This is a genomic window from Streptomyces apricus, assembly GCF_008369065.1.
Classification (GTDB): Bacteria; Actinomycetota; Actinomycetes; order Streptomycetales; family Streptomycetaceae; genus Streptomyces; species Streptomyces apricus.
This window is the reverse complement of sequence record NZ_VDFC01000004.1, coordinates 126,921-151,014: the sequence shown is the minus strand read 5'-3', so window position 1 is coordinate 151,014 and position 24,094 is coordinate 126,921. Positions and strand designations below refer to the sequence as shown.

General features: G+C 72.1%; 24 protein-coding genes. 13 read left to right on the top strand and 11 right to left on the bottom strand.

Translation table 11 applies throughout. From position 1 onward, the window contains the following. The first annotated feature begins 200 nt into the window (after positions 1-200). The 3 genes from FGF04_RS01335 to FGF04_RS01325 all read left to right on the top strand — a co-directional run bounded on the left by FGF04_RS01335 (position 201) and on the right by FGF04_RS01325 (position 5,559). A complete protein-coding gene (locus tag FGF04_RS01335; protein WP_149509298.1) occupies positions 201-1,124 on the top strand; it encodes a DUF3027 domain-containing protein in 924 nt (307 codons plus the stop codon). Positions 1,125-1,481: 357 nt separating this feature from the next. Further along, entirely contained in the window at positions 1,482-4,415 is a 2,934-nt protein-coding gene (locus tag FGF04_RS01330) for a sacsin N-terminal ATP-binding-like domain-containing protein (RefSeq protein WP_149509297.1), read from the top strand. A gap of 199 nt (positions 4,416-4,614) precedes the next feature. Next, a complete protein-coding gene (locus FGF04_RS01325) occupies positions 4,615-5,559 on the top strand; it encodes a hypothetical protein (protein ID WP_149509296.1) in 945 nt (314 codons plus the stop codon). 51 nt (positions 5,560-5,610) lie between these two features. On the opposite strand, the gene FGF04_RS01320 is transcribed toward FGF04_RS01325, so the two are convergent. Together FGF04_RS01320 and FGF04_RS01310 are read right to left on the bottom strand one after the other, a co-directional pair. Further along, on the bottom strand, positions 5,611-8,043 hold the full coding sequence (locus tag FGF04_RS01320) for an HAD-IC family P-type ATPase (protein ID WP_149509295.1): 2,433 nt from the start codon (positions 8,041-8,043) through the stop codon (positions 5,611-5,613). Between the two features lie 412 nt (positions 8,044-8,455). Continuing rightward, positions 8,456-8,710, bottom strand: a complete 255-nt coding sequence (locus FGF04_RS01310; protein WP_149509293.1) for a DUF2530 domain-containing protein — start codon at positions 8,708-8,710, stop codon at positions 8,456-8,458. Positions 8,711-8,864: 154 nt separating this feature from the next. Here FGF04_RS01310 and FGF04_RS01305 point away from each other — a divergent pair, with 154 nt between their 5' ends. Next, positions 8,865-10,316 carry an NCS2 family permease gene (locus FGF04_RS01305; protein ID WP_149509292.1) on the top strand — a complete coding sequence of 484 codons (1,452 nt, stop codon included), beginning with the start codon at positions 8,865-8,867 and terminating at the stop codon, positions 10,314-10,316. Positions 10,317-10,402: 86 nt separating this feature from the next. Here FGF04_RS01305 and FGF04_RS01300 read toward each other — a convergent pair whose 3' ends face one another. Beyond that, on the bottom strand, positions 10,403-10,582 hold the full coding sequence (locus tag FGF04_RS01300) for a ribbon-helix-helix protein, CopG family (RefSeq protein ID WP_149509291.1): 180 nt from the start codon (positions 10,580-10,582) through the stop codon (positions 10,403-10,405). A 176-nt stretch (positions 10,583-10,758) separates the two neighbouring features. Between FGF04_RS01300 and FGF04_RS01295 the strand changes: the two genes are divergently transcribed. The 3 genes from FGF04_RS01295 to thpR all read left to right on the top strand — a co-directional run bounded on the left by FGF04_RS01295 (position 10,759) and on the right by thpR (position 13,318). Next, positions 10,759-11,196, top strand: coding sequence for a MarR family winged helix-turn-helix transcriptional regulator (locus tag FGF04_RS01295; protein WP_149509290.1), 438 nt, complete (start codon positions 10,759-10,761; stop codon positions 11,194-11,196). Between the two features lie 225 nt (positions 11,197-11,421). Then, positions 11,422-12,690 (top strand): MFS transporter, encoded by a 1,269-nt coding sequence (locus FGF04_RS01290; protein WP_149509432.1) that lies wholly within the window; start codon positions 11,422-11,424, stop codon positions 12,688-12,690. 40 nt (positions 12,691-12,730) lie between these two features. Beyond that, on the top strand, positions 12,731-13,318 hold the full coding sequence (gene thpR, locus FGF04_RS01285; RefSeq protein ID WP_149509289.1) for an RNA 2',3'-cyclic phosphodiesterase: 588 nt from the start codon (positions 12,731-12,733) through the stop codon (positions 13,316-13,318). 260 nt (positions 13,319-13,578) lie between these two features. On the opposite strand, the gene FGF04_RS01280 is transcribed toward thpR, so the two are convergent. Both FGF04_RS01280 and FGF04_RS01275 read right to left on the bottom strand, forming a co-directional pair. After that, a complete protein-coding gene (locus tag FGF04_RS01280) occupies positions 13,579-14,571 on the bottom strand; it encodes an aldo/keto reductase (protein WP_149509288.1) in 993 nt (330 codons plus the stop codon). A gap of 88 nt (positions 14,572-14,659) precedes the next feature. Beyond that, the gene (locus tag FGF04_RS01275; protein ID WP_149509287.1) at positions 14,660-15,133 is read right to left on the bottom strand and encodes a DUF6924 domain-containing protein; all 474 of its coding nucleotides are present in this window, start codon (positions 15,131-15,133) and stop codon (positions 14,660-14,662) included. A 151-nt stretch (positions 15,134-15,284) separates the two neighbouring features. Between FGF04_RS01275 and FGF04_RS01270 the strand changes: the two genes are divergently transcribed. Continuing rightward, on the top strand, positions 15,285-16,862 hold the full coding sequence (locus tag FGF04_RS01270; protein ID WP_235882124.1) for a hypothetical protein: 1,578 nt from the start codon (positions 15,285-15,287) through the stop codon (positions 16,860-16,862). On the opposite strand, the gene FGF04_RS01265 is transcribed toward FGF04_RS01270, so the two are convergent. From FGF04_RS01265 to FGF04_RS01250, 4 genes are all read right to left on the bottom strand, one after another. Beyond that, on the bottom strand, positions 16,813-17,229 hold the full coding sequence (locus tag FGF04_RS01265; RefSeq protein WP_149509286.1) for a PIN domain nuclease: 417 nt from the start codon (positions 17,227-17,229) through the stop codon (positions 16,813-16,815). The two genes, FGF04_RS01270 and FGF04_RS01265, sit on opposite strands and share 50 nt — an antisense overlap. Next, positions 17,226-17,447: a type II toxin-antitoxin system VapB family antitoxin gene (locus tag FGF04_RS01260; RefSeq protein WP_149509285.1), complete on the bottom strand. Its 222-nt coding sequence runs from the start codon at positions 17,445-17,447 to the stop codon at positions 17,226-17,228. The genes FGF04_RS01265 and FGF04_RS01260 overlap by 4 nt, the downstream gene beginning before the upstream one ends. 78 nt (positions 17,448-17,525) lie before the next feature. Then, positions 17,526-17,705, bottom strand: a complete 180-nt coding sequence (locus FGF04_RS01255) for a DUF397 domain-containing protein (RefSeq protein ID WP_149509284.1) — start codon at positions 17,703-17,705, stop codon at positions 17,526-17,528. Continuing rightward, positions 17,702-18,514 carry a helix-turn-helix domain-containing protein gene (locus tag FGF04_RS01250; protein ID WP_235882123.1) on the bottom strand — a complete coding sequence of 271 codons (813 nt, stop codon included), beginning with the start codon at positions 18,512-18,514 and terminating at the stop codon, positions 17,702-17,704. Before FGF04_RS01250 ends, FGF04_RS01255 begins: the two co-directional genes overlap by 4 nt. An 83-nt stretch (positions 18,515-18,597) precedes the next feature. On the opposite strand from FGF04_RS01250, the gene FGF04_RS01245 reads away from it, so the two are divergent. The 4 genes from FGF04_RS01245 (at position 18,598) to FGF04_RS01230 (ending at position 20,737) form a co-directional block, all read left to right on the top strand. After that, on the top strand, positions 18,598-19,017 hold the full coding sequence (locus FGF04_RS01245; protein WP_149509283.1) for a hypothetical protein: 420 nt from the start codon (positions 18,598-18,600) through the stop codon (positions 19,015-19,017). 106 nt (positions 19,018-19,123) lie between these two features. Then, complete coding sequence (locus FGF04_RS01240) at positions 19,124-20,083, top strand: hypothetical protein (RefSeq protein WP_149509282.1); 960 nt, start codon at positions 19,124-19,126, stop codon at positions 20,081-20,083. Between the two features lie 61 nt (positions 20,084-20,144). Continuing rightward, the gene (locus FGF04_RS01235) at positions 20,145-20,486 is read left to right on the top strand and encodes a hypothetical protein (RefSeq protein ID WP_149509281.1); all 342 of its coding nucleotides are present in this window, start codon (positions 20,145-20,147) and stop codon (positions 20,484-20,486) included. Then, positions 20,483-20,737, top strand: a complete 255-nt coding sequence (locus tag FGF04_RS01230) for a type II toxin-antitoxin system RelE family toxin (protein WP_149509280.1) — start codon at positions 20,483-20,485, stop codon at positions 20,735-20,737. Before FGF04_RS01235 ends, FGF04_RS01230 begins: the two co-directional genes overlap by 4 nt. An 88-nt stretch (positions 20,738-20,825) precedes the next feature. Here FGF04_RS01230 and FGF04_RS01225 read toward each other — a convergent pair whose 3' ends face one another. Continuing rightward, positions 20,826-21,539 (bottom strand): SGNH/GDSL hydrolase family protein, encoded by a 714-nt coding sequence (locus tag FGF04_RS01225; protein ID WP_149509279.1) that lies wholly within the window; start codon positions 21,537-21,539, stop codon positions 20,826-20,828. A 97-nt stretch (positions 21,540-21,636) separates the two neighbouring features. Here FGF04_RS01225 and FGF04_RS01220 point away from each other — a divergent pair, with 97 nt between their 5' ends. Beyond that, complete coding sequence (locus FGF04_RS01220) at positions 21,637-22,650, top strand: WD40 repeat domain-containing protein (RefSeq protein WP_149509278.1); 1,014 nt, start codon at positions 21,637-21,639, stop codon at positions 22,648-22,650. Between the two features lie 79 nt (positions 22,651-22,729). Here FGF04_RS01220 and serC read toward each other — a convergent pair whose 3' ends face one another. Then, a complete protein-coding gene (gene serC, locus FGF04_RS01215) occupies positions 22,730-23,848 on the bottom strand; it encodes a phosphoserine transaminase (RefSeq protein ID WP_149509277.1) in 1,119 nt (372 codons plus the stop codon). Positions 23,849-24,094 lie beyond the last annotated feature (246 nt).

The window sequence follows — 24,094 nt, the reverse complement described above, 5'->3', positions numbered from 1 at the left end:
ACGAGACGGTAGCGTGCGTAGCGCGCCCACGGCAGTCGTCCTCGGCCGCGCGCCTCTCGGTCATCCCGCAGAATGGATGACGTAGGTGCGCCCGAGTGCGATCGGGCGCGGACGTCGACGCGGCCCTTCGGTCCGCTCCGTCCGCACCCCCGTCGAGGGATGGCGCACTCGTGAGACGGCGTAGGAGAGAAGCGATACCTGTGAGCGCGACAACGCGAAGCCGAACCCCCGACCGTCTGTGTGCCGAGGCCGTGGACCTCGCCAGGGCAGCCGCCGAGGAGGCCGCCGCTCCAGGCGTCGTCGGTGAGCACGCGGGCATGGTCAGCGAAGGGGACCGTGTCGTCACGCACTACTTCGAGTGCAAGGAGATGGGCTACCGCGGGTGGCGCTGGGCCGTGACCGTGGCCCGGGCCTCGCGCGCGAAGTTCGTCACGCTGAACGAGACCGTGCTGCTGCCCGGCACCGACGCGCTGCTCGCGCCGGAGTGGGTGCCGTGGAGCGAGCGGCTGCGGCCCGGGGACATGGGTCCGGGGGACCTGCTGCCCACGGACGCGGAGGACCTGCGTCTCGAACCGGGGTACTCCGGGGAGGACGAGCCCGCGCCGAACGCGGCGGTCTCCGAGGAGATGGCCGAGCTGGCCGAGGCGGAGGACGCCGAGATCACGCCGCAGGCGCCGGCCGCGCTGCCGCTCGTGCCGACCCGCGGGTCGATCGCGTCCGTCGCCGAGGAGCTGGGGATGCGGCGCGCGCGGGTGCTCTCGCGGTACGGGCTGCACATCGCGGCCGACCGGTGGGAGGAGTCGTACGGGGCGAAGACGGCGATGGCGCAGGCCGCGCCCGCCACGTGTGCGACCTGCGGGTTCCTCACCCCCATCGGCGGGTCGCTCGGGCAGGCGTTCGGGGTGTGCGCCAACGAGTTCTCGCCCGCGGACGGGCATGTCGTGTCGCTCTCGTACGGATGTGGTGGACATTCGGAGGCGGCGGTCATGCCGGCGCCTGCGCGGCCGGCGCCGCCGGTGATCGACGAGACGCGGGTGGATCCGTTCCCGCTCCGGCCTTCGCCGGACTCGGGATCGGTTCCGGTGGGCCCGGACGGCTCGGCGGCGGAACTGGGCCACAGCTAGGCTGCGACTGGCTCCGCCTGTTCGGCAGTGCGCCCACCGGGGCGGGGATACGGGTGCGTCGGCGTGTGCGGGCCGCATGTGGCTGATCGCGCAGTTCCCCGCGCCCCTGAAAGACGGCCAGCGCTTTTAAGGGGCGCGGGGAACTGCGCGGGCAACCACGACGTGCCCGCACCCGGCGTCCGTCTTCAGGGGCGCGGGGAACGGCGCAATCTTTTGGGGGCGCGGGGAACGGCGCGAACGGCCCCCGCCAGGGCGCACCCGGCGCCTCCACCCCGGCCCCCTGCCAAGGGCTTCGCGCGGTACCTTCTTGCGGCGGCCAGCCGATGCGCGGGCGTACGACGAGAGGGAGTGTCAAGCGTGAGCAACTTCGTGCGGCCGGCTGCCGAGGGCGCGGACCCGTTCGGGACGGCACGGCTGCGACGCGGGGTGCTGGACGCCTGGGCGACCAGCCCGGCCCGGTTCCGCGAGGACGCCAACTCCGAGGAGGACCTCGTCCTCGGCGGCTACCGCGACCGCCTGGTCGTCGAGCTCGCCCAGAACGCCGCCGACGCCGCCTCCCGCGCCGGCGTCCCCGGACGGCTGCGCCTCACCCTGCGCGACGGCGTCCTCGTCGCCGCCAACACCGGCGCCCCCCTGGACGCCACCGGCGTCGAGTCCCTCTCCACCCTGCGCGCCTCCGCCAAGCGCGACGACCACGACAGCGCGGTCGGCCGCTTCGGCGTCGGCTTCGCGGCCGTCCTCGCCGTCACCGACGAGCCCGCCCTGCTGGGCCGGCACGGCGGCGTCCGCTGGTCCCTCGCCGAGGCCCGCGACCTCGCCACCGACATCGCCCGCCACAGCCCCGGCCTCGGCGACGAACTGCGCCGCCGCGACGGGCACGTCCCCCTGCTCCGGCTGCCGTTCCCGGCCGAGGGCACCGCCCCGGACACGTACGACAGCGTCGTGATCCTGCCGCTGCGCGACCCCGCCGCCGAGGCCCTCGCGGAGCGGCTGCTCGACGGGATCGACGACGCCCTGCTGCTCGCCCTGCCCGGCCTGGAGGAGGTCGTGGTGGAGACGGGCGGGACGAGTGGGACCCCCAGCGACGAGCCCCTCGGCGTGCCCGCGCTGCTCATCGCCTCCCTGCCGCTCGACACCACGCGCCGCCACGCCGCGCCCGGCCCGCTGACCGACTTCCTGGTGCAGCGCGCGGCGGACGCGTACGCCGAGCTGCTCGCCGCCTGGCGGCCCGTGACCGCCGGGACCATCGGTCTGGTGCCGGGCCCGCTCGGCAAGGGCGAACTGGACGGGGCCCTGCGGCAGGCGATCCTCGACCGGCTGCCGCGGACCGCGTTCCTGCCGCCCGCGGCCGCACCGGCCGGCGGCGACAGGGACGACAGCGGCGACGACTCCGACCTGCCCGAGGCCCTGCGCCCCCGTGACGCCGAGGTCGTCGAGGGCGCGGGCGCCGACACCGTACGGGTCCTCGCGGAGGTGCTCCCCAGCCTGCTGCCCGCCGGACTCGAACGCCGCGCGGAGCTGCGCACCCTCGGCGTCGCCCGGGTGCCGCTCACCGAGGCCGTCGACCGGCTCGCGGGCCTGGAGAAGGCCCCCGAGTGGTGGCGGCGCCTGTACGACAGCCTCGCCGGGGTCGACCCGGACCGGCTCTCCGGCCTGCCGGTGCCGCTCGCCGACGGGCGTACGACCATCGGCCCCCGCCAGGTCCTGCTGCCCACCGCCGACGGGGCCACGACCGGGGCCGCGACCGGCGTCGCCCCCGACGCCCTCGCCCGGCTCGGCCTCAAGGTCGCCCACCCGGACGCCGTCCATCCGCTCCTGGAGAAGCTGGGCGCCCTGCCCGCCACCGCGCGGGCCGTCCTGACCACCCCGCAGGTCCGCGCCGCCGTCGCCGCCTCCCTCGACGACGACCGCGGCGCCTGGGACGACGACCCGGCCCCGGACGCCGAGGAACTGGCCGACACCGTCCTCGCGCTCGTCCGCGACGCGGGCCTGGAACCCGGGGACGAACCCTGGCTCGGCGCGCTCGCCCTCCCCGACGACGAGGGCGAACTCGTCCCGGCCGGCGAACTCGTCCTGCCCGGCAGCGCCTTCGCCCGGGTGATGCGCGAGGACGAACTGGCCCCCGTCGACGCCGAGCTGGCCGAGCGCTGGGGCGAACAGCCGCTCGCCGCCTGCGGCGTACTGGCGGACTTCCAGCTCGTACGCGCCACGGACGTCGTCCTGGACCCCGACGAACTGGAGCCGCGCGACGGCGACTTCGCCGAGCCCGACGACGCGGGGCTGCTCGACGCCGTGGACGTGTGGTGCGAGGACGTGCTGGACGGGCTGCCGGAGTCGCCGGTGCCGCCCGTCGCCACGGAGATCGTCGCCGTGCGCGACCTCGACCTCGTGGACGACGACCGCTGGCCCGAGGCCCTCGCCCTGCTCTCCCGCCCGCCGCTGCGGGACGCCCTGACCCAGCCGGTCCGCGTCCTGCTGCCGGACGGCACGCACGAGACCGTCCGGTCGTACACCGCCTGGTGGCTGCGCGGGCACCCGGTCCTCGACGGCCGCCGCCCGGCCGGCCTGCGTGCCGAGGGCGGCGACCCGCTGCTGCACGGCCTGTACGACGCCGCCGACGCGGCCGGTTTCGACGACGAGCAGGTGCTGCGCGCGCTCGGCGTCCGCACCTCCGTGGCCGCGCTGCTCGCCGAGCCGGGCGGCGCCGCCGAACTCCTCGACCGGCTCGCCGACCCCGACCGCGAGGTCTCGGCCGCCCAGCTGCACGCCCTGTACGGCGCCCTGGCGGACCTCGACCCCGACCAGGTCACCCTGCCGGACGAGCTGCGGGCCGTGGTGGACGGGCGGGTGCGGGTCGTGGACGCGGCCGGCGCCGTGGTCGTCGACTCGCCCGACCTGCTGCCCTTCACCGCCGGCACGCCCCTGCTCCCGGTACGCCCGGCGCGGGCCGCCGACCTCGCCGAGCTGTTCCAGGTCCGGCGGCTGAGCGAGTCCGTCACGGGCGAGGTGACCAGCGAGGGCACCGAGCACGACGTACCGGAGTCCGTACGGGTGCTGCTGGGCCCCGCGACCCCCGCGACCTACGTCGAGCACGAGGAACTCGTCGTGGACGGCACCGCGCTCGACTGGCGCCGCACCCGCGACGGCGTGGTGCACGCCGCCACGCTGGAGGGCGTCGCGGCGGGGCTGGCCTGGGCGGCCGGTCAGTGGCCGCGCCGCTTCGAGGTCGCGGCCCTCCTGGAGGACCCCTCCAGGACGGAGGAGCTGGCGCGGGACCGGTGGTTCGACTGACCGCCGGGACCTGAGGGCGGGCCGCCGGAAACCGGGGGCGACGAGTGGTCTTGATCACGAGTTCGCAAAACCTTCACTTCGTGTACAACCATTCGTCCACGTCGCGCATCAGATCATCTGAGTCAACAGACTCCCCGATCATTCGGGCTCCGGCGTGAAGATCTGACCGCCGGGGCCCCTTTCTCCATCAGGGGAACGCATGCGCATACGTGCCACCGTGGCCGCCGTCACCGGCGCCCTGGCCCTCTCCGCCTTCGCCGTCCCGGCCGCCCAGGCCGACGGTTCCGGCGACTCCGTCCCCTCGCGCGCGGAGGTCGCCAAGGTCCTGGACGCCGCCCACGCCGCGTCCGGCAAGTCCGGCGCCCGTGCCGCCGCCGCGGACGGCGTGCCGTACGCCCTGGACGCCAGCGTCTCGAACGTGAAGGTCAACGCCGGCAAGGCCATCGTGGCCGGCACCACCAAGCAGGTCACCGTCCCGACGACGTTCACGCTGACGCACGGCGCCGACGTCGACATCACCGCCGCCGACTTCTTCGTCGACGTCGAGCTCTACAAGGGTTCCTACGACGAGCCGGAGATGAGCCTGATCGGTGAGCTGTGGCCGACCTGCACGGTGGTGAGCACCACCAAGGCCTCCTGCAAGGGCACGATCGACGTGTACCCGGGCGAGGGCCAGCTGCTCAACTCCGACGCGGGCACGTGGTCGGCGAACGCCTACGCCATCGCCTTCAACGGCGAGGACCCGAACGCCGACGACATCGACCTCTCCAAGGTCGGGTACATGGAGCAGGCCAAGGTCGGCTCGACGAAGCTGCAGCGGTACTCCAAGCTCACCGTCAACGCCTCTCCCGAGCCGGTGAAGAAGAACAAGACCATCACGGTCACCGGGTCCCTGACCCGCGCCAACTGGGAGACGAACAAGTACGCGGGCTACACCGCGCAGTCGGTGAAGCTCCAGTTCAAGAAGAAGGGCACGTCCACCTACACGGACGTCAAGACCGTGAAGTCGGGCACCGGCAGCTCCGCGGGCAAGCTGAAGACCACCGTCACGGCCACCGTCGACGGCACCTTCCGCTACGCCTTCGCCGGCACCTCGACCACGCCGGCCGTCAACTCCGCGGGCGACGCCATCGACGTCCAGTGATCCCCCTCCCCGCACCCCCGCCAGGGGTGCGGGGAACCCGCCCGTTCCCGTTCAGGCGGGAACGCGGCGGTCCACCCACCGCCACAGGAACTCCAGGACGGCCGCCGCCACCACCGCGATACCGACGGCGACCCACGGCATCGTCGTCCCCACCAGCTTCAGCGCGAAGAAGTCCTGCAGCCACGGCACGGTCAGGACCAGCAGGAACCCCACGCCCATCGTGGCCACCAGGCCGATCCGCCACCAGGTGTAGGGGCGGGCGATGATCGCCAGCACCCAGAGCGAGATCAGGAACAGCGTCAGGGTCGCCGCGCTCGTCTCCGCGTCCAGCGCCCCCTCCCCGGTGTAGTGGTGCCGGGCTAGCAGGTACGTCGTGAACGTCGCGAGACCCGCCACCACCCCGCCCGGGATCGAGTACCGCATCACCCGGCGGACGAAGTGCGGCCTCGCGCGCTCCTTGTTGGGCGCCAGCGCCAGGAAGAACGCCGGCACCCCGATCGTCAGCGTCGACAGCAGCGTCAGGTGCCGCGGCAGGAACGGGTACTCCACCTGGCAGCACACCACCAGCACCGCGAGCAGTACCGAGTACACCGTCTTGACCAGGAACAGCGTGGCCACGCGCGTGATGTTCCCGATGACCCGGCGCCCCTCCGCGACCACCGAGGGCAGCGTCGCGAAGCTGTTGTTCAGCAGCACGATCTGGGCGACGGCCTTGGTGGCCTCCGACCCCGACCCCATCGCCACGCCGATGTCGGCGTCCTTGAGGGCGAGCACGTCGTTCACGCCGTCGCCGGTCATCGCGACGGTGTGCCCGTTCGACTGGAGCGCGCCCACCATGTCGCGCTTCTGCTGCGGGGTGACCCGCCCGAACACCGCGCCCTCGTCGAGCGCCTTCGCCATCTCCGTCCGCCCGGCGGGCAGCCGGCGCGCGTCCACCGTCGCCGAGGCGCCGGGCAGTCCGAGCTTGGCGGCGACCGCGCCGACCGAGACGGCGTTGTCGCCGGAGATCACCTTGGCGCGTACGTCCTGCTCCTCGAAGTACCGCAGGGTGTCCGCGGCGTCGGGCCGCAGCCGCTGCTCCAGGACGACGAGCGCGACAGGGCGTACGTCCTCGTGGACCCGGGGGTCGTCGAGTGCCCTGACGGCCCGGGCGAGCAGCAGGACGCGCAGTCCGCTCTCGTTGAGCCGTTCCGTCTGCGCGAGCGCGGGGTCGTCCTCGGGCAGCAGCACGTCCGGGGCGCCGAGCAGCCAGGTACGCGGCTCACCGTTCCCTGCGCCCTCCCCGTCGCCCTCCACGAAGGTCGCGCCGCTGTACTTGCGCGCGGAGGAGAAGGGCAGCGTGGCCTCACGCCGCCAGCCCTCCGTGTCCGGGTAGGCGTCGATGACGGCCTGGAGCGAGGCGTTCGGCCGGGGGTCGGAGGCGCCGAGGGCTCCGAGCACCGCGCGTACGTACGGTTCCTCGTCGTCCGTGCCGTCCAGGAGCCGCAGCTCGGTGACGTCCATGCCGCCCTCGGTGAGCGTGCCCGTCTTGTCGAGGCAGACCGTGTCGACGCGGGCGAGGCCCTCGATGGCGGGGAGTTCCTGGACGAGGCACTGCTTGCGGCCGAGCCGGATGACGCCGATCGCGAAGGCGACGGAGGTGAGCAGGACCAGGCCCTCCGGGACCATGGGCACGATGCCGCCGACGGCGCGGGCGATGGAGTCCTTGAAGTCGTTGTCCTTGCTGACGAGCTGCGTGACGGCCAGGCCCACGGCGGCCGGGACCAGCATCCACGTCACGTACTTGAGGATCGTGGAGATGCCGGTGCGCAGTTCGGAGTGGACGAGCGTGAAGCGGCTGGCCTCCTCGGCCAGTTGGGCCGCGTAGGCCTCGCGGCCCACCTTCGTCGCGGTGAACGCGCCGCCGCCCGCCACCACGAAGCTGCCCGACATGACCTGGTCGCCGGGCCGTTTGACGACCGGGTCCGCCTCGCCGGTGAGCAGCGACTCGTCGATCTCCAGGCCGTCGGCCTCGGCGCACTCGCCGTCCACGACGATCTTGTCGCCGGGGCCGATCTCGATGAGGTCGCCGAGCACGATCTCGGAGGTGCCGACGGGGGTGGCGGTGCCGTCCCTGCGGACGGTGGGCCGCGCCTCGCCGATCACCGCGAGGGAGTCCAGGGTCTTCTTCGCGCGCAGTTCCTGGATGATGCCGATGCCGGTGTTCGCGAGGATCACGTAGCCGAACAGGCTGTCCTGGAACGGGGCGACGAACAGCATGATCAGCCAGAGCACGCCGATGATCGCGTTGAAGCGGGTGAAGATGTTCGCCCGGACGATGTCGGCGGTGGAGCGGCTGCTGCGCACGGGGACGTCGTTGACCTCGCCGCGGGCGACGCGCTCCGCGACCTGGGCGGCGGTGAGGCCCCTCGTCTGCGCCGCGCTGGTGGGGAGCGGGACGGGGTGCACGGGGTCGAGTTCGGCGCCCGCGTCGATGTGCGTCATGTCTTCGACGGTACGGGGGGATGTGCGGCTCCACTCGGTGGACGCCGCAAAGATCCGACCTGGGGAGGAGGGGGGTGGTGCCGTGGTTGTAGACGGGACCGGTCCGCGTGGGGGTTCCCCCCTGGGGGCTGGTGGCCACCGATTGCGCAGTTCCCCGCGCCCCTGAGGAACCGGTGGCGCGGGCCGGTCGTCCGCTCCGGGCCGGTGGGGCTCACCCGCGCAGTTCCCCGCGCCCCTAAACACCCAGGGGCGCGGGGAACTGCGCGACCAGCCACGACGCGCCCGCACCCGAGGGCCGGTTTTTCAGGGGCGCGGGGAACTGCGCAATCTTTTAGGGGCGCGGGGAACTGCGCGAACGGCCCCCACCGGGCCGCAGCCGGAATCGCGGGCGCACCCAGGGCGTACCCGGGCGCTACGACCGGGACGCCTCCGCTCGCTTGATGGCCGCTTCGCGGCCCCGCGCGTACCAGATCCCGAACAGCCCCAGCCCCGTCCCCGCCAGGCACGTCCACAGCCACCACAGATGACCGTCGTCGTCGAGCCGGCCGTAGAACGGGAGCTGGACCAGGAAGAGGACGAACCACAGGATCGTGCCACCCGTGACGGTGGCCACCACGGGCCCCTCCAGCGGTTCCGGTGCCTCGTGTGTCGGTGTCCACTTCGCCATGGGCACAGCTTACGAGGCCGCCCCCCGGACCCGCCCGACCCCCACACCTCACCGGTCTACGCGCGGAGATAGCGCCGACGCCCTCATATGTTCATACTGAAACTTCCCGACTCTGGCCATTTTCATTCGTACGAAACACCAAAAGGTCCCCCACATGCCCACCTCGGCCTCCGCCAAGGCTCCCGCGCCCCAGGAGCCGGGCCCCGCGCCCGCCCACGGCGCCCTCGACCGCTACTTCAGGATCTCCGAGCGCGGCAGCACCCTGCCGCGCGAGATCCGCGGCGGTTTCGCCACCTTCTTCGCGATGGCCTACATCATCGTGCTGAACCCGATCATCCTGGGCAGCGCGAAGGACATGTACGGGCATCAGCTCGACAACGGCCAGCTGGTCACCGCGACCGCGCTGACCGCCGCCTTCACCACGCTCCTGATGGGCGTCATCGGCAACGTGCCGATCGCGCTCGCGGCCGGGCTCGGCGTGAACACGGTCGTCGCGCTCCAGCTCGCACCCAGGATGTCCTGGCCGGACGCGATGGGCATGGTCGTACTGGCCGGGTTCGTGGTCATGCTGCTGGTCGCCACGGGGCTGCGCGAGCGCGTCATGAACGCCGTGCCGCTGGGCCTGCGCAAGGGCATCGCGATCGGCATCGGCCTGTTCATCATGCTGATCGGCCTGGTCGACGCGGGCTTCGTCTCGCGCATCCCGGACGTGGCCCAGACGACCGTGCCGCTGCAGCTCGGCGGCACCGGGCACCTGAACGGCTGGCCCGTCCTCGTCTTCGTGCTCGGCACGCTCCTCACGCTCGCGCTGATCGTGCGCAAGGTGCCCGGCGCGATCCTCGTCTCGATCGTCGCGATGACGGTCCTGGCCGTCGTGATCAACGCGGTCGCCAAGGTGCCCTCCTGGGGCCTGACCACCCCGAAGTGGCCCGGCAACCCGGTCGCGAGCCCCGACTTCGGGCTCGTCGGCGAGGTCAGCCTGTTCGGCGGCTTCGGCAAGGTCGGCGTACTGACCGGCGTGCTGTTCGTCTTCACGGTCCTGCTGTCGTGCTTCTTCGACGCGATGGGCACGATCATGGGCATCGGCGACGAGGCGAAGCTGACCGACCGGGACGGCAACATGCCGGGCATCAGCAAGGTGCTCTTCGTCGACGGCATCGCGGTCGCCGCGGGCGGCGCGACCTCCTCCTCCGCGACCACCTGCTTCGTGGAGTCCACGGCGGGCGTCGGCGAGGGCGCGCGCACCGGCTTCGCGAACGTGGTCACCGGGGCGCTCTTCGCCGTCGCGCTCTTCCTGACCCCGGTCGCCACCATGGTCCCGTCGCAGGCCGCCACCCCGGCGCTGGTCGCGGTCGGCTTCCTGATCCTGTCCGGCTCGATCCGGCAGATCGACTGGGCGGACCACACCATCGCGATCCCCGCGTTCGTGACGATGCTGATGATGCCGTTCACGTACTCGATCACGAACGGCATCGGCATGGGCTTCATCACGTTCGTCGTGCTGCGGCTGGCGGCCGGACGCGGCCGGGACGTACCGGTCGCGATGTACGTGGTGTCGGCGGTCTTCGCCTTCTACTACCTGATGCCGGCCCTGGGCCTGACCTGACGGCCTGGGTCTGACCTGACGGTCCCGGGCCTGACCTGGCGCCCTCCGGAGCCCCTCGGGCCGCCGGGGTCGCCGGGGCCGCCGGGTCAGACCCCGTAGAACTTTTCCGTCTCCTCGACCGCGGTCTGGAACCGCTCGTCGAAGTCATCGCGAATGAGCGTCCGGACGACATAGTCCTGGACGCTCATTCCCCTTTTCGCCGCATGGTGCCGGAGCCGGTCGAGCAGCTCCCCGTCTATGCGCAGGCTGAGCACACTGGTCCCCATGGGTACGAGGGTCGCGGCAGAAGGGTGTCCCGGGTCACTTTCCGCAGTCGTCTCACTCGTACGGGTGACGTCGCGGTTGACGCGGGCGCCCGGTGTGCACCGAGTGGCCGGAGTCACGGCTGTCCGGGCCGCGCCGCAGTGGTCTTTAGGTAGAGTAATGAGTTATTCTAAAGAACATGCCTGACCTCACCCATGGCGACGACGCAGCCGCCGTGAACTCCCTGCGCTCCGCCGTGATGCGTCTGTCGCGCCGACTCAAGCACCAGCGGGTCGACGAGTCGCTGAGCCCGACCGAGATGTCGGTCCTGGGCACCCTCGCCCGCTGCGGTACGGCCACGCCGGGCGAGCTCGCCCGCAAGGAGCACGTGCAGCCGCCCTCGATGACCCGCATCGTGGCGCTGCTGGAGGCCAAGGGTCTGGTCCGCCTGGAGCCGCACCCCGACGACCGCCGCCAGAAGGTCGTCACGCAGACCGAGCGCGCCGAGGCCATGCTCGCCGAGAGCCGCACGAAGCGGAACGCCTGGCTGGCGTCCCTGGTGGACGGCCTCGACGAGGACGAGTGGGCGAAGCTGCGCGCGGCCGCCCCCGTCCTGGAAAAGCTCGCGCACCTGTAGCCCGCCTGGGTACTCGGGACACCCGGGGCATCCGAGGCGTCTGAGACGTCCGGGACGCCTGCAGTGAGCACGAGTCACCGAACCCCCCCACGCGCACCACATGTACCGCACGTACCACCGCACCACGCAAGGAGGCGAACGCCGTTGAGTACGGGACCCGGAGCAGACTCCGCCCCCGCACCTGCCGCCCACAACTCCCCGTCCGACCCCAAGACGCGTTCCTCGATGTTCAGCTCGCTGAGGATCAGGAACTACCGCCTCTTCTTCACCGGCCAGGTCGTCTCGAACACCGGCACCTGGATGCAGCGCATCGCCCAGGACTGGCTGGTGCTGAGCCTCACCGGCTCCTCGGCCGCCGTCGGCTTCACCACGGCCCTGCAGTTCCTGCCGATGCTGCTCTTCGGCCTCTACGGCGGCGTCCTCGTCGACCGCCTGCCCAAGCGGCCGACGCTGCTCGCCACCCAGAGCGCGATGGGCCTCACCGGCCTCGCGCTCGCGTTCCTGACCCTCAGCGGGCACGTCCAGGTGTGGCACGTCTACGTCGCCGCCTTCGCCGTCGGCCTCGCCACGGTCGTCGACAACCCGGCGCGCCAGTCGTTCGTCGCCGAGATGGTCGGCCCCGGCCAGCTGCAGAACGCCGTCAGCCTCAACTCCGCCAACTTCCAGTCCGCCCGTCTGATCGGCCCCGCCGTCGCCGGCGTGCTCATCACCGGTGTGGGCACGGGCTGGGCGTTCCTGCTCAACGGCCTGTCGTTCGTCGCGCCCATCGCGGGCCTGCTGATGATGCGCTCCAGCGAGATCAACCAGGTCGAGCGCGCCCCGCGCGGCAAGGGACAGCTCCGCGAGGGCCTGCACTACGTCGCCGGCCGCCCCGAACTGATGTGGCCGATCATCCTCGTCGGCTTCATCGGCACCTTCGGCTTCAACTTCCCCGTCTGGCTCTCGGCGTACGCGGACGACGTCTTCCACGCCGGCGCGGGCGCGTACAGCCTGTTCAACACGTTGATGGCGGTGGGCTCGGTCGCGGGCGCGCTGCTCGCCGCCCGGCGCGGCACGGCCCGGTTGCGCGTGCTGATCGCCGCCGCGGTCGCCTTCGGCGTCCTGGAGATCGTGGCCTCGCTGGCCCCGTCGTACTGGCTCTTCGCCCTCCTCATGGTCCCCATCGGCATGGCGGGCCTGACCGTCAACGTCACGGCCAACACCGCGGTCCAGATGGGCACCGACCCTGCCATGCGCGGCCGGGTCATGGCGCTGTTCATGATGGTCTTCATGGGCGGTACGCCGCTGGGGGCGCCCGTGGTCGGCTGGATCACCGACGCGTACGGGCCCCGGGTGGGCTTCGCCATGGGCGGTGCCGTCGCGCTCCTGGCGGCCGTCACCGTGGGCCTGGCCCTGGCCCGGGTGGGCGGCCTGCGCCTGTCGGTGGGCTGGAACCACGGCCACCCGCACGTGCGGTTCGTCCCGCGCGGCCGGGAGCTGGCGACCGCCGCGTAGCCGGACCCGCGCGGCGGGGCCGGCCTGGCAGGGTGGTGGCATGAGACTCTTCGCCGCCGTGCTGCCCCCGGCGGACGCCGTCGCCGAGCTGGGGACGGCCGTCGACGGGCTGCGCGGGATGCCGGTGCCGGCGCAGCAGCCGCTGCGCTGGACGGACCCGTCCGGGTGGCACTTCACGCTCGCCTTCTACGGCGAGGTCGCCGAGGACGCCGTACCGGAGCTGTCGGCCCGGCTCGAACGGGCGGCCCGGCGCACCGATCCCTTCCCGCTCTCGCTGCACGGCGGGGGCCGGTTCGGGGACCGGGCGCTGTGGGTGGGCGCCGCGGGCGACGTACGGGCCCTGCGGCTGCTCGCCGAACGGGCGCTGGCGGCGGGGCGCCGGGCGGGGGTCGCCCGGGAGGAGCACCGCGCCTACCGGCCGCACCTCACGCTGGCCCGCGCCTCGGGGGACACGGACCTCGCCCCGTACGCGGCGGCGCTGGACGGGTTCGCGGGGCGGGACTGGACGGTCGCCGAGCTGTGCCTGGTGCGGAGCCGGCTGCCGGTGTCGGGGGTGGCGGGGGAGCGGCCGCGGTACGAGGTGGTCGAGCGGTGGCCCCTCGGCGGGCCCCGCGTCGAGGGCGACTGAGCGGCGCCCGTTACGCTCGATGTGTGGACCCGAAGACGCGAAACCGGATCATGGCCGGTGTGCTGGTGCTGATGTTCGTCGTGGTGGCCTTGGCGGCGGCCGTCGGTCAGTGACGGCGGCTGCCGCCGGTGGGTGACGGCCGCCGTCTCGCCGCTGTGCGCCCCGTAGGTCTGCGCCTGCGGGTGCGTCATGGCTGAGCGCGCAGTTCCCCGCGCCCCTTTGGGGCGCTCCCGTCGGGGCGCCCCTTCCTGAAGCGGGGGCTACCAGGCGAAGGCCTCCGGGGACGGGCCCGGGCCCGGGAAGATCTCGTCCAGGGCGGTCAGGACCTCCTCGCTCAGCTCCAGCTCCACGGCCCGCAGCGCGGACTCCAGCTGCTCCGCGGTGCGCGGGCCGACGATCGGGCCCGTGACGCCGGGGCGGGTGAGCAGCCAGGCCAGGGCGGCCTCGCCGGGCTCGATCCCGTGCTTGTCGAGCAGGTCCTCGTACGCCTGGACCTGCGCACGGCCCGCGGGGTCGGCGAGGGTGTCGGCGGCCCGGCCGCTCGCCCGGCGCCCGCCCTGGACCTCCTTCTTGATGACGCCACCCAGCAGACCGCCGTGCAGCGGCGACCAGGGGATGACGCCGAGCCCGTAGTCCTGCGCGGCCGGGATGACCTCCATCTCGGCGCGGCGCTCGGCGAGGTTGTAGAGGCACTGCTCGCTGACGAGCCCGATGGTGCCGTTGCGCCGCGCGGCGATCTCGTTGGCCTGGGCGATCTTGTAGCCGGGGAAGTTGGAGGAGCCGGCGTAGAGGACCTTGCCCTGCTGGACCAGCACGTCGACGGCCTGCCAGATCTCCTCGAAGGGGGTCTGCCGGTCGACGTGGTGGAACTGGTAGACGTCGATGTAGTCGGTCCCCAGCCGCTTCAGGCTGGCCTCGACCGCGCGGCGGATGTTGAGCGCGGAGAGCTTGTCGTGGTTGGGCCAGGCGTCGCCGTCGGCGGCCATGTTCCCGTACACCTTGGTGGCGAGCACGACCTTGTCGCGGCGCTCGCCGCCCTGGGCGAACCAGGAACCGATGATCTCCTCCGTGCGGCCCTTGTTCTCCCCCCAGCCGTACACGTTGGCGGTGTCGAAGTAGTTGATGCCCGCGTCCAGTGCCGCGTCCATGATGGCGTGGCTGTCGGCCTCGTCCGTCTGCGGACCGAAGTTCATGGTGCCGAGGACGAGTCGGCTGACCTTGAGTCCTGTGCGTCCCAGCTGCGTGTACTTCATGGTCATAGCCAACGGGTTGGAGTGCGCTCCACGCAACACCCCCGGTACCCGCCACCGGGGTGACGGTCCCGGAGGGGCGGGCGGTCGGTCACTGGAACGGTGCGTCGGCGAAGTCGGAGAAGTCCATGTTGGCGATGGCCAGGTTGCAGTGCATCTCGTGCGGGACGCTCAGCGCCGGTATGCGGAACGGTGAGGTCCCGTCCTCCTCCTCCGGGTCGGGGTTCACCGCGAGCAGCGTCGGTTCCACATCCGCACCGGCGCCCTCCATGCTGGCGCGGTCGGCGAGGAAGACGACCGGCCACCCGCACTCGTCCGGTTCCGCACCGTCTTCGGACGCGGTGAGGGCGGCGAGGACGTCGTCGGGGGACGCGTCCGCCCAGACCGGGTCGTCCACACGCAGGACCTCTTCCTTGACGCTGCCGTTCTCCGCATCGCGCTCGTCGAAGACCCAGGGCCGGTCGAGGGCGTCCAGCACCCGCTGCCAGGCGCCGTCGTCCCGGTAGTCGGTACGGACGAGCAGGATGGGCGGGTAGTCGGCATCGGTCTTGGGCAGCACGCGCACGGACGTCACTCTTTCCAACAGGCGGCATGGAAAGCCGCGTTGACAGTGCGCCGAAGCGTAGGGGGAGGGTCTGACAACGGGAGCGGGAAGCGTGATCGGTGACGCCGGAAAATTACGGACCCGTCGTCCGTGCGGCGGGGAGGATGGCTCCGTGGATCACATCCTGCGCGGGCTGGCCGCCAATCCTGCCCTGCCCACCGAGCTGGTCGACCGGCTCGTCTCCCTCGCGGACGAGGACATCGCCAGAGAACTCGCCTGCCGTACGGATCTGAGCCGCGCGCAGGCCGTCGCGCTGGCCGAGCGGGTCGACGAGAGCGCGGTGCCGCTCGCTTACGAGGGCCGGCTGACCGCTGCGGACATCGACCCCTCCGTCCGGCCGGATGCCGCCCTCGCCCTGCTCGACCGGGGTGCCGGCCGCCCGGAGTGGGCACGCCTCCTCGTGACGGACCCGGACCGTGAGCGCCGGGAGAAGCTGGCCGCCTGCCCCGGTCTGCCGTCGGACGTGGTGGACACACTCGCAGCGGACCCGGACGTACGGGTCGTCGCCGAACTCGCGCTGTGGACCACCCCGGACGTGGCCGCGAGGCTCGCGGAGCATCCGCATGCCGAGGTTCGCCGGGCGGTGGCCGTCAACGAGGCGACGCCACCGGCCGTGCTGGCCCTGCTGCTGACGGGGGCGGGTCTGCCCGTCGCACGGCACTGCCTGGTCTGCGACCGGCACGAACCCCCCTTCGTCCACGACCCCGGGTGTCCCGACCCGGACTGCGACCTGCTGCCGGGCGCTTCCTGCGACGGCTCCCACGAGTCCACGGTCCACAGCATGTGGGAGGCAGGGCTCCGTAACCCCGCCACACCCGTGGAGGCCGTGACCGGTTTCGCCGGCCACCCGTCGACGCTGCTGCGCTGGGCGCTCGCCGCCCGTGAGGACCTGCCGAGGCAGGCGTACGCACGGCTGGCCGCGGACCCCGTACCCGGTGTTCGCGCGGATCTCGCCGCGAATCCCGCGCTCGACGAGGGCCTGATCCGGGCGATGGCCGACGACCGCGACCCCGCCGTGCGCCGCGCGCTCGCCCACCATCCGCGCGTACCGCTCGACGTCCTCACCGCACTGGCCCGTACCGCGAAGGTCGGCGCCGTCCTGCTGCCGCGGGTGGCGGCCGCCTCTCCTGCCGAGGTCGAGGAGCTCGCCGCGTCGCCGGATCCGGCCGCGCGCATGCTGGTGGCCCAGCGGCGCGACCTGCCGTCCGGGATACGCGACCGGCTGGCCGGCGACCCCGACGCGAAGGTGGTCAAGGCCATCGCCCCGCACCCCGGCCTCACCGAGGCGCGGTTGCGCGCGATGGTCGACCGGCACGGAGTCCGGGTCCTGGCCAGGGTGGCGACCAACCCGGACGCGACCCCGGCCCTGCTGGAGGCGCTGACCCGGCACGAGCCGCCGGTGCAGAAGGTGTTCCGCGAGGTGGCCCGGCACCGGGCGGCGCCGGTTGCGGCGCTGCTCGCGTGCTTGGAGGACGGACAAGCGCGCCCCGTGGCCGCCGGCCACCCGACGCTCCCGCCCCCGGTCGTCATGGGCCTGCTCACCGACCCGGACCGGCAGGTAGCGGCAGCGGCGGCGGCGAACCCGTCGTTGCCGCTCGCCGTGATGTCGGAGCTGGCGGGCAGCGGTGCGGAAGAGCGGTTCAGTCCCCGGTGCCCGCCGGGACCACCCAGGACGTCGGCTGGCCGGTGACCGAGGAGATCATGTCGTAGTCGCCGTCGTAGTGCAGGACCGTGGCCCCGTGCCGCTCGGCGGTCGCGGCGATGACGAGGTCCGCCACCGACAGGGCTTTCCAGTTGCCCCGGTCGATGAGGAGGGCCTGCACCTCCACCGCGCGGTCCCACGCCTCGTCCGGTGTGGTCAGCCAGTCGAAGCCGCGCATCTCGTCCCGGATGCGTTCGGCGTCGGCCTTCGTCCTGGCACTGTGCAGCACTTCGAGCTCGACCGCGCCGCAGACGGCCAGCAGTCCGGCATTGTGCAGGGGATCGATGACGGCGCGGACGGCAGGCTTCGGGTAGCGGGCCAGCGCCGACTTGTCGATCAGGTACCGGTCGCTCACGCGGCGCCCTGCTGGTCGTGGCCGGCCGGCTGCTCCACCGGTCCGGTGAGGTCGGGTAGGCCGCCCTCGGCCAGCCAGCCCAGGAAGGAGGCGCGCTTACGCCGCTTGATCGCGTCTTCCAGCGCGGCGTTCACCGTGGCGACCTTGGTGGTCGTGCCGAAGATCTCCGCTGCTTCGGCCAACTTATCGTCGTCGAGGTCGATCACTGTGCGTGTCATGTGGCCTCCCGGGACCGTACGGCGCTGCCAATCGATGATATCAATTCTCGTGGTTCTTGATATCAAGACCGCTCGGGCTCATGCGTGCAACGTCAGGCCGAGAAAGGCGGACCAGGCGGTCGGGGTGATCTTGAGGGTGGGGCCGGTGGGGGTTTTGGAGTCGCGGATGTGGATGGTGGGCGGGGAGATCGCTATTTCGAGGCATTCGCCGTCGTTGCCGCTGTGGCTGCTCTTGAACCAGTGCAGATCTGTGGTCATAGCTCGCGTGTCACCTGTTCGATCAACTCGGTGGACGCCTCTGGGGTGAGGGCTTGGGCTCGCAGAGTCCCATACCTGCCGAACAAGTCCCCCAGGGATGGTTGTTCGTTGATGAAGTAGCCGCCGCTCTGGCCGTCGACATAGGCGAGTTGGCTGCGATCCTGGGTCTCCAGGAGGATCATCGGTCCGTTCAGTCCGGAGTGCGTCTCGCGGTTCGACGGCATGACCTGGATCTCGACGTTGCGTCTGCGCCCGACCTCAAGGACGTGCTGGAGCTGTTCCTTGAGGACGCTGCAGCCTCCGATGGGACGCGTGAGGGTGATCTGCTCCAGGACGAAGCTGAGCGCGGGAGTGGGCCTGCGCTGGAGGAGCTGCTGGCGGGCCAGGCGTGCTGCGACCTTCTCCGCGATCTCCTCGTCCTCCAGCGGCGGGTAGTTGCAGCTGATCGCCGCCTGGGCGTACGCCTCCGTCTGCAGCAGGCCGGGGACCACGTGGTTCGCGTACGTGTGGAGGGCCGTCGCGTCGGCCTCGATCTCGGCGTACGTGGCGGTCCAGGCCGGAAGCGCACTGGTCCTCAGCTTTCTCGCCGCCGCGAGAAGTGCACCTTGTGCACTCAGTGTCTCGTCCGCGATCTCGACGAGTCTCCCCTTCGGAGGGCGCTCGCCCCGCTCCACCATGGCGACCTGCGACTTGGAGTACCCGGCGTGGCCTCCCAGCCCCTCCTGCGTCATCCCGGCCCGTTCGCGGAAGAACCGCAGCAACGAGCCGAACATCTCCAGGTTGCTCGAACCCTGTTCACCGGAGTGCACAGCCACCTCCCCCTGTGCACAGAGGTGCACTGACGCCGCGTAGCCCTGGTCACAGTATGTGAGCGTCCGTAAGCATGCGACGCATGAACTCGGAAACCTCACCGGTCAGGGTGCACCCCTGGATCCCGGCCTCCGGCCACGGCCTGCGCCACGCCGGCATCCACTTCGACGCCGTACGCATCGCGGGCGTGCTCGCCGAGCAAGTGGCGTACGAGATCATCCAGTTCACGGACTTCCAGGCGGGGCCGATCGTCCGTGAGTCAACCGGCTGCCGGTACATGTACTTCCTGCTGCCTCCGCAGGGCGCCGCGGGCCGCCGCTGGCCCGCCGGGGTGCGGGCGCTCGGCCGGGGKGCGCGGGGCTGGGCGTACGTGGGGGTGCCCGCGACGGGCGGGCTGACCTGGCCGTTGGACTGGCGGTCGCGGGCGACCCCCGAAGTGCCGTTCGTGGAGGCGGGGTTGCTGCACGAAGTGGTGAGTCGTCTGACGAGTGCTGTACGGTGACCGCGACATCACCCTCCGTACGCACTCGTGTACGGAGCGGTCCCCGGGGGTGCTGCGAACACCGGCCGAGGACCTTCACCCCCGAGTGGACCAGGAGCCACCAGAGATGCTTCGGCATGCTATCGCGCCGGTTCGGCGCTACACGAAAGCCTCGCACGACGTCGTACGCCATTCGCGGCTCAACAGCGACGCGAAGGTCCTGCTGCTGTACGTGCAGGGACTGCCGGAGGCCGCCGGTCCCGGGTCCCTCAGCGACCACGCGGCCAAGCTGGGCCTGAAGGGCCGGGCCTACCAGAAGGCCAAGCAACTCCTAGGCGAATGCGGCTACTTGCACGAGTGGCGTGAGCAGGGCGCGCGGGGCCGCTGGGTCACGGAGCAGCTCCTCGCCAACGTCACCCTCACGCGCGACGAGGCGTCCCGGGCCCGAGCGGGGGAGGCGGGCGAAGTCGTACCACCGGCTGAGCGGCCTCCGGTGGTCGGCGGGCCGGGGGACCGGGAGGTCGGCGACTGTACCGAGAAGGAAGATCCGGGGGAGAAGAACCTTCCCCACCCCCCACCCGAAGACCGGGCCGTGGCGGACACCGACGGCACCGCTGCCGCTGCCGCCGAGCCGGAACTCGCGGAGGCGGAAGGCGTGTTGCTGTCCCTGCGGCACGTGCACCGGGACCTGCTGCTCGGCGTGCGCGAGGCCAGGGCGCTGGCCGGTGCGGCGGCGGAGTGGCTGCGCCGGGGCGTCTCGGCGGCCGACCTCCGCCGCGCCCTGACGACGGGCCTGCCGACGGACGGCATCCGCTCGGCGGTCGGCTTCCTGCGCCACCGGCTGACGAAGAAACTCCCGGCGGCCAGGGCCCGGGCCACCCACGAGCCACCGCCCGAGCGGTACGAGAGCCCTGCCCGGCGGGCCCTGGTGACGTGCCCGGGCCCCGGCGCTGAACACGTCTTCCGCCCCCGCGCCGACGAAACCCACTGCCTCCGCTGCCGCACCACAGCGGCTTTCGAGGCGACGTTCCAGCCGCTGTCCGCACCGTGGCGGACACGCGTACAGGAGTGTGTCTCCGGTGGGTAGCGCGTCATACGCTGCTGCCGCAGCACGCAGGGCGGCGTCGGTGTCGGAGAGGAGCAGGGACATGGCGGCATGGAGCGAGATCCTTCAGGAGGCGCGCGAGGCCCTGGGCTTCACCGGACCGGTGGTGCCGCGCAATCTTGAGGGGATTCGCGCCGCGCTCCGCCCCGACAGGCTGCCGGACCTCGACGCCGAACTGGCGACCCTTTCCGAGGGGTCGGCCTTCGAGGCGTTCCTCGACCACTGGTGGACACAGGCTCTCGTCGACACGGCCGCTGACGCGGACGCGAAAGCCCTGGCGATCGACTTCGCCGACCTCGCGACCGCGCTGCGCGCCAAGGCGACAGGCGGCGGCACCTACACGCAGGCCGAAGTCGAGGACATGCTGAGGGGCAAGGCCTCATGAGGCTCACGATCATCTGGGAGCCGGTCGCGGCGGCCGGTCTGCGACGCCTCAAGTCGCGGGACGGGGACGCCGTCAGGCCGCTGATCCAGGCGATCAATGCTCTGGCCCTCCAGCCGGAGCCGCCCGAGAGCAGCAAGCTGGGCGGCACCGACCTGCGGCGGCTGCGCGTGGGCGCCTACCGGGTCACGTACGAGATCGACGGCGCCCGAGTGGCGATCAAGGTGCTGATGGTGGGGCGGACACAGGTCTGACGCCCGCCCGGCGGGGCCCGTAGGGGAGCGCGGTGTCAGTCCCGGGGGAACTCGGCCGTCTTGAGAACAAGGTCGAGCGGCGTGTTCGTCATGTCGACGTCCGCGCCGTAGGCGACGGTGAGCCTGCGTACCGTCCGCCCATGCCCCACCCCTGGTGCAGTGCCTCCGCGAACGCGGCCGCCAGTTTGTGTTCGCCGGAGGCGTTCGGGTGGGTGCCGTCGTACGTGTCCCGGTGGATGTCGTACGTGGGCGGGAGCGAGGCCAGGAGGAGCGGGGAGCCCGGCTCGGACAGGTTCGCCGCCGTCTTCGCCAGGAGCTCGTTGAAGCGGGCCACCTCGTCGGCGAAGGGCGCGTCCGTCTCCGCCCGGATGTTCGGGATCACCGGGAGGAGGACCAGGGAGAGGCGGGGGTTCGCCGACCGGGCCTGCGCGATGAAGGCGCGGACGTTCTCCGTAGTCTGGGACGCGTTCGTGTAGAAGCCGAGGTCTATCAGGCCCAGGGAGACGAGGAGCACGTCGGCGCGGGACGCGCGGACCGCGTCGGCCACCAGCGGGCCCAGGTGGCACCAGCCCTCGCCCCAGCCGGCCAGGTGCGCGCGGGGGAAGGCGGGGTCGCAGTCGTCGGCGTACGCGTGGGAGTCCGCGGTGCCCGTCGCCTTGTCGTACAGCGTCTCCCGCGGGCCCACCAGCTCGAACGGGGCCCCGTGCGTCGCGCGCAGGTGCTGCCAGATGCGGTAGCGCCACGTGTGTTCGCCGGCGCTTCCGATCGTCATGGAGTCACCGACTGGCATGAACCTGAGCATCCGCTCATGATGGACGATCGCCGGCGGGGGCGGGCCGGGACGGGATGTGAAGCTGGACACGCCGACCGGAACGGCGCCGGGGTGGCAGGCTGTGGGCATGCGTCGCTCGTTCGTTCTCCTTGCCGGGGCCCTGCTCGCCGCCGGGGCGCTCGCCGCGCCCGCCGTCGCCGCCGATGACGACGGCTCCGTCGGCTCCGACGGGTTCACGCTCCAGGACCCCCGGATCACCGAGTCCAGCGGACTGGCCGCCTCCCGCGCCCACCCCGGCGTCTACTGGACCCACAACGACAGCGACGACGGCGCCTTCCTCTACGCCGTCGACGGGAAGAGCGGCAAGACGGTCGCCACGGTCACGATGACGGGCGTCGGGAGCCCCCGGGACGTGGAAGCCGTCTCGATCGGACCGAACGGCCACCTCTACGTCGGCGACATCGGCGACAACCTCGGCGGCACCTGGGACCACGTGTGGATCTACGAGCTGCCCGAGCCCAAGGAGCTGAAGGACCAGACCGTCCGCGCCACGCAGTACGACGTGAAGTACACGGACGGGGCCCGGGACGCCGAGGCGCTGATGGTGCATCCGAAGACCGGCCGGGTCTACATCGTCTCGAAGAAGGAGGAGGGCGGCGCGCTCTACGAGGGGCCCGCCGAGCTCTCCGCCTCCGGCACCAACGTCTTCAAGCGCACGGCCGACATCGACCTGTGGGTCACCGACGGCGCCTTCTCGCCCGACGGCGAACAGCTCGCCGTACGCGGCTACTTCGGCGGCATCGCGTACGCCTGGAACGACGGGAAGCCCAAGCGGCAGGAGCAGCTGAACGTGCCGCTGCAGCGGCAGGGCGAGTCGGTCACGTACACCCCCGACGGCTCCAAGCTGCTGTACGGGAGCGAGGGGCGCGGGAGTTCCGTCGTGGCGGGGAGCGTCCCGGGCGGCGGCGGGTCCTCCTCCGGCGGGAGCGGAGGCGGCAGCGGAAGCGGGAGCGGGAGCGGGAACGGCTCCGCGGGCGGCGACGGTTCGGGCGGCGACTTCAAGATGGGCGCGCTCGCGCTGGGCGTCGCCTTCGCCGTCTTCTACGGGCTGAAGCGGGTGTTCCGGCGGCGGGGCGACTGAGGGCCGAACCGACCAGGGGCGCCCGGCACGAAAACCGTGCCGGGCGCCCCTGGTCCGTACGCGTGGTCCGTGCGGACGGTTACAGCTTCTCGATCACGTAGTCGATGCACTTCGTGAGGGCCTCGACGTCCGACGGGTCGATCGCCGGGAACATCGCGACGCGCAGCTGGTTGCGGCCGAGCTTGCGGTAGGGCTCGGTGTCCACGATGCCGTTGGCGCGCAGCACCTTGGCCACGGCGGCGGCGTCGACGTCGTCCGAGAAGTCGATCGTGCCGATGACCTGGGACCGCTTGGCCGGGTCGGTGACGAACGGGTTCGCGTACTTGACGTCCTCGGCCCAGCTGTAGAGCGTGCGCGAGGAGGTCGCGGTGCGCTCCACCGACCAGTCGAGGCCGCCCTGGCCGTTGAGCCACTCCAGCTGGTCGTTCAGCAGGAACAGCGTGGCGAGGGCCGGGGTGTTGTACGTCTGGTTCTTGCGGGAGTTGTCGATCGCCGTGGGGAGCGAGAAGAACTCCGGCACGTGCCGGCCGCTCGCGTGGACGCGCTCGGCGCGCTCGATCGCGGCCGGGGAGAAGATGCCGATCCACAGGCCGCCGTCCGCGGCGAACGACTTCTGCGGGGCGAAGTAGTAGACGTCCGTCTCCGCGATGTCGACCGGGAGGCCGCCCGCGCCGGAGGTGGCGTCCACCAGGACCAGGGAGCCCTCGTCGGCACCCGCGACCCGCTTGATCGGGGCGGCGACACCGGTGGAGGTCTCGTTGTGGGTGAGGGCGTAGACGTCCACGCCCGACTGGGCCACCGGCTCGGGGTGCGTGCCCGGCTCGGAGGTGATGACGTCCGGGTCGCCCAGCCACGGGGCCAGCTTGGCCGCCTTCGCGAACTTCGAGGAGAACTCGCCGAACGTGAGGTGCTGCGACCTGTTCTCGATCAGACCGTGCGTCGCCACGTCCCAGAACGCGGTGGAGCCGCCGTTGCCGAGGACCACCTCGTAGCCCTCGGGGAGCCGGAAGAGGTCGCTCACACCCTGGCGGACCTTCCCCACGAGGTTCTTCACCGGGGCCTGGCGGTGGGACGTCCCCATCAGGGACGTGCCCGTCTCGGCGAGCGCTGTGAGCGACTCCGTACGCACCTTGGAGGGGCCCGCGCCGAAACGGCCGTCGGCGGGCTTGAGGTCAGAGGGGATCTCGATATCAGCCACGGTGCCGAGCGTAGCCGTTTCCGTATACGGGGGTGAGGTGTCGTCCGTCGGATGAGACGTGTGGGGGTGGTAACCAGCCCTTTTTCGCCCCCGCAGCGGCCTCCGGCGGGTTCGTCCGCGGGTTCGGCGGGGTCCGGGCGCGCAGTTCCCGCGCCGCTGCGGGGCGGGGTCGCGCCCCTGATCATCCCCGTGGTGCCGTCGGGGTGAAGTGGACCGGGAGGGCGGTCAGGGTGCCCAGCCAGGGGG

Bases quoted from the DNA above. Each gene is read 5' to 3' on its own strand.
- FGF04_RS01325 (WP_149509296.1), top strand. From the start codon at position 4,615: ATGCGCATACGTGCCACCGTGGCCGCCGTCACCGGCGCCCTGGCCCTC.
- FGF04_RS01320 (WP_149509295.1), bottom strand. From the start codon at position 8,043: ATGACGCACATCGACGCGGGCGCCGAACTCGACCCCGTGCACCCCGTC.
- FGF04_RS01310 (WP_149509293.1), bottom strand. From the start codon at position 8,710: ATGGCGAAGTGGACACCGACACACGAGGCACCGGAACCGCTGGAGGGG.
- FGF04_RS01305 (WP_149509292.1), top strand. From the start codon at position 8,865: ATGCCCACCTCGGCCTCCGCCAAGGCTCCCGCGCCCCAGGAGCCGGGC.
- FGF04_RS01300 (WP_149509291.1), bottom strand. From the start codon at position 10,582: ATGGGGACCAGTGTGCTCAGCCTGCGCATAGACGGGGAGCTGCTCGAC.
- FGF04_RS01295 (WP_149509290.1), top strand. From the start codon at position 10,759: ATGCCTGACCTCACCCATGGCGACGACGCAGCCGCCGTGAACTCCCTG.
- FGF04_RS01290 (WP_149509432.1), top strand. From the start codon at position 11,422: ATGTTCAGCTCGCTGAGGATCAGGAACTACCGCCTCTTCTTCACCGGC.
- thpR (WP_149509289.1), top strand. From the start codon at position 12,731: ATGAGACTCTTCGCCGCCGTGCTGCCCCCGGCGGACGCCGTCGCCGAG.
- FGF04_RS01280 (WP_149509288.1), bottom strand. From the start codon at position 14,571: ATGAAGTACACGCAGCTGGGACGCACAGGACTCAAGGTCAGCCGACTC.
- FGF04_RS01260 (WP_149509285.1), bottom strand. From the start codon at position 17,447: ATGACACGCACAGTGATCGACCTCGACGACGATAAGTTGGCCGAAGCA.
- FGF04_RS01255 (WP_149509284.1), bottom strand. From the start codon at position 17,705: ATGACCACAGATCTGCACTGGTTCAAGAGCAGCCACAGCGGCAACGAC.
- FGF04_RS01240 (WP_149509282.1), top strand. From the start codon at position 19,124: ATGCTTCGGCATGCTATCGCGCCGGTTCGGCGCTACACGAAAGCCTCG.
- FGF04_RS01235 (WP_149509281.1), top strand. From the start codon at position 20,145: ATGGCGGCATGGAGCGAGATCCTTCAGGAGGCGCGCGAGGCCCTGGGC.
- FGF04_RS01230 (WP_149509280.1), top strand. From the start codon at position 20,483: ATGAGGCTCACGATCATCTGGGAGCCGGTCGCGGCGGCCGGTCTGCGA.
- FGF04_RS01225 (WP_149509279.1), bottom strand. From the start codon at position 21,539: ATGCTCAGGTTCATGCCAGTCGGTGACTCCATGACGATCGGAAGCGCC.
- FGF04_RS01220 (WP_149509278.1), top strand. From the start codon at position 21,637: ATGCGTCGCTCGTTCGTTCTCCTTGCCGGGGCCCTGCTCGCCGCCGGG.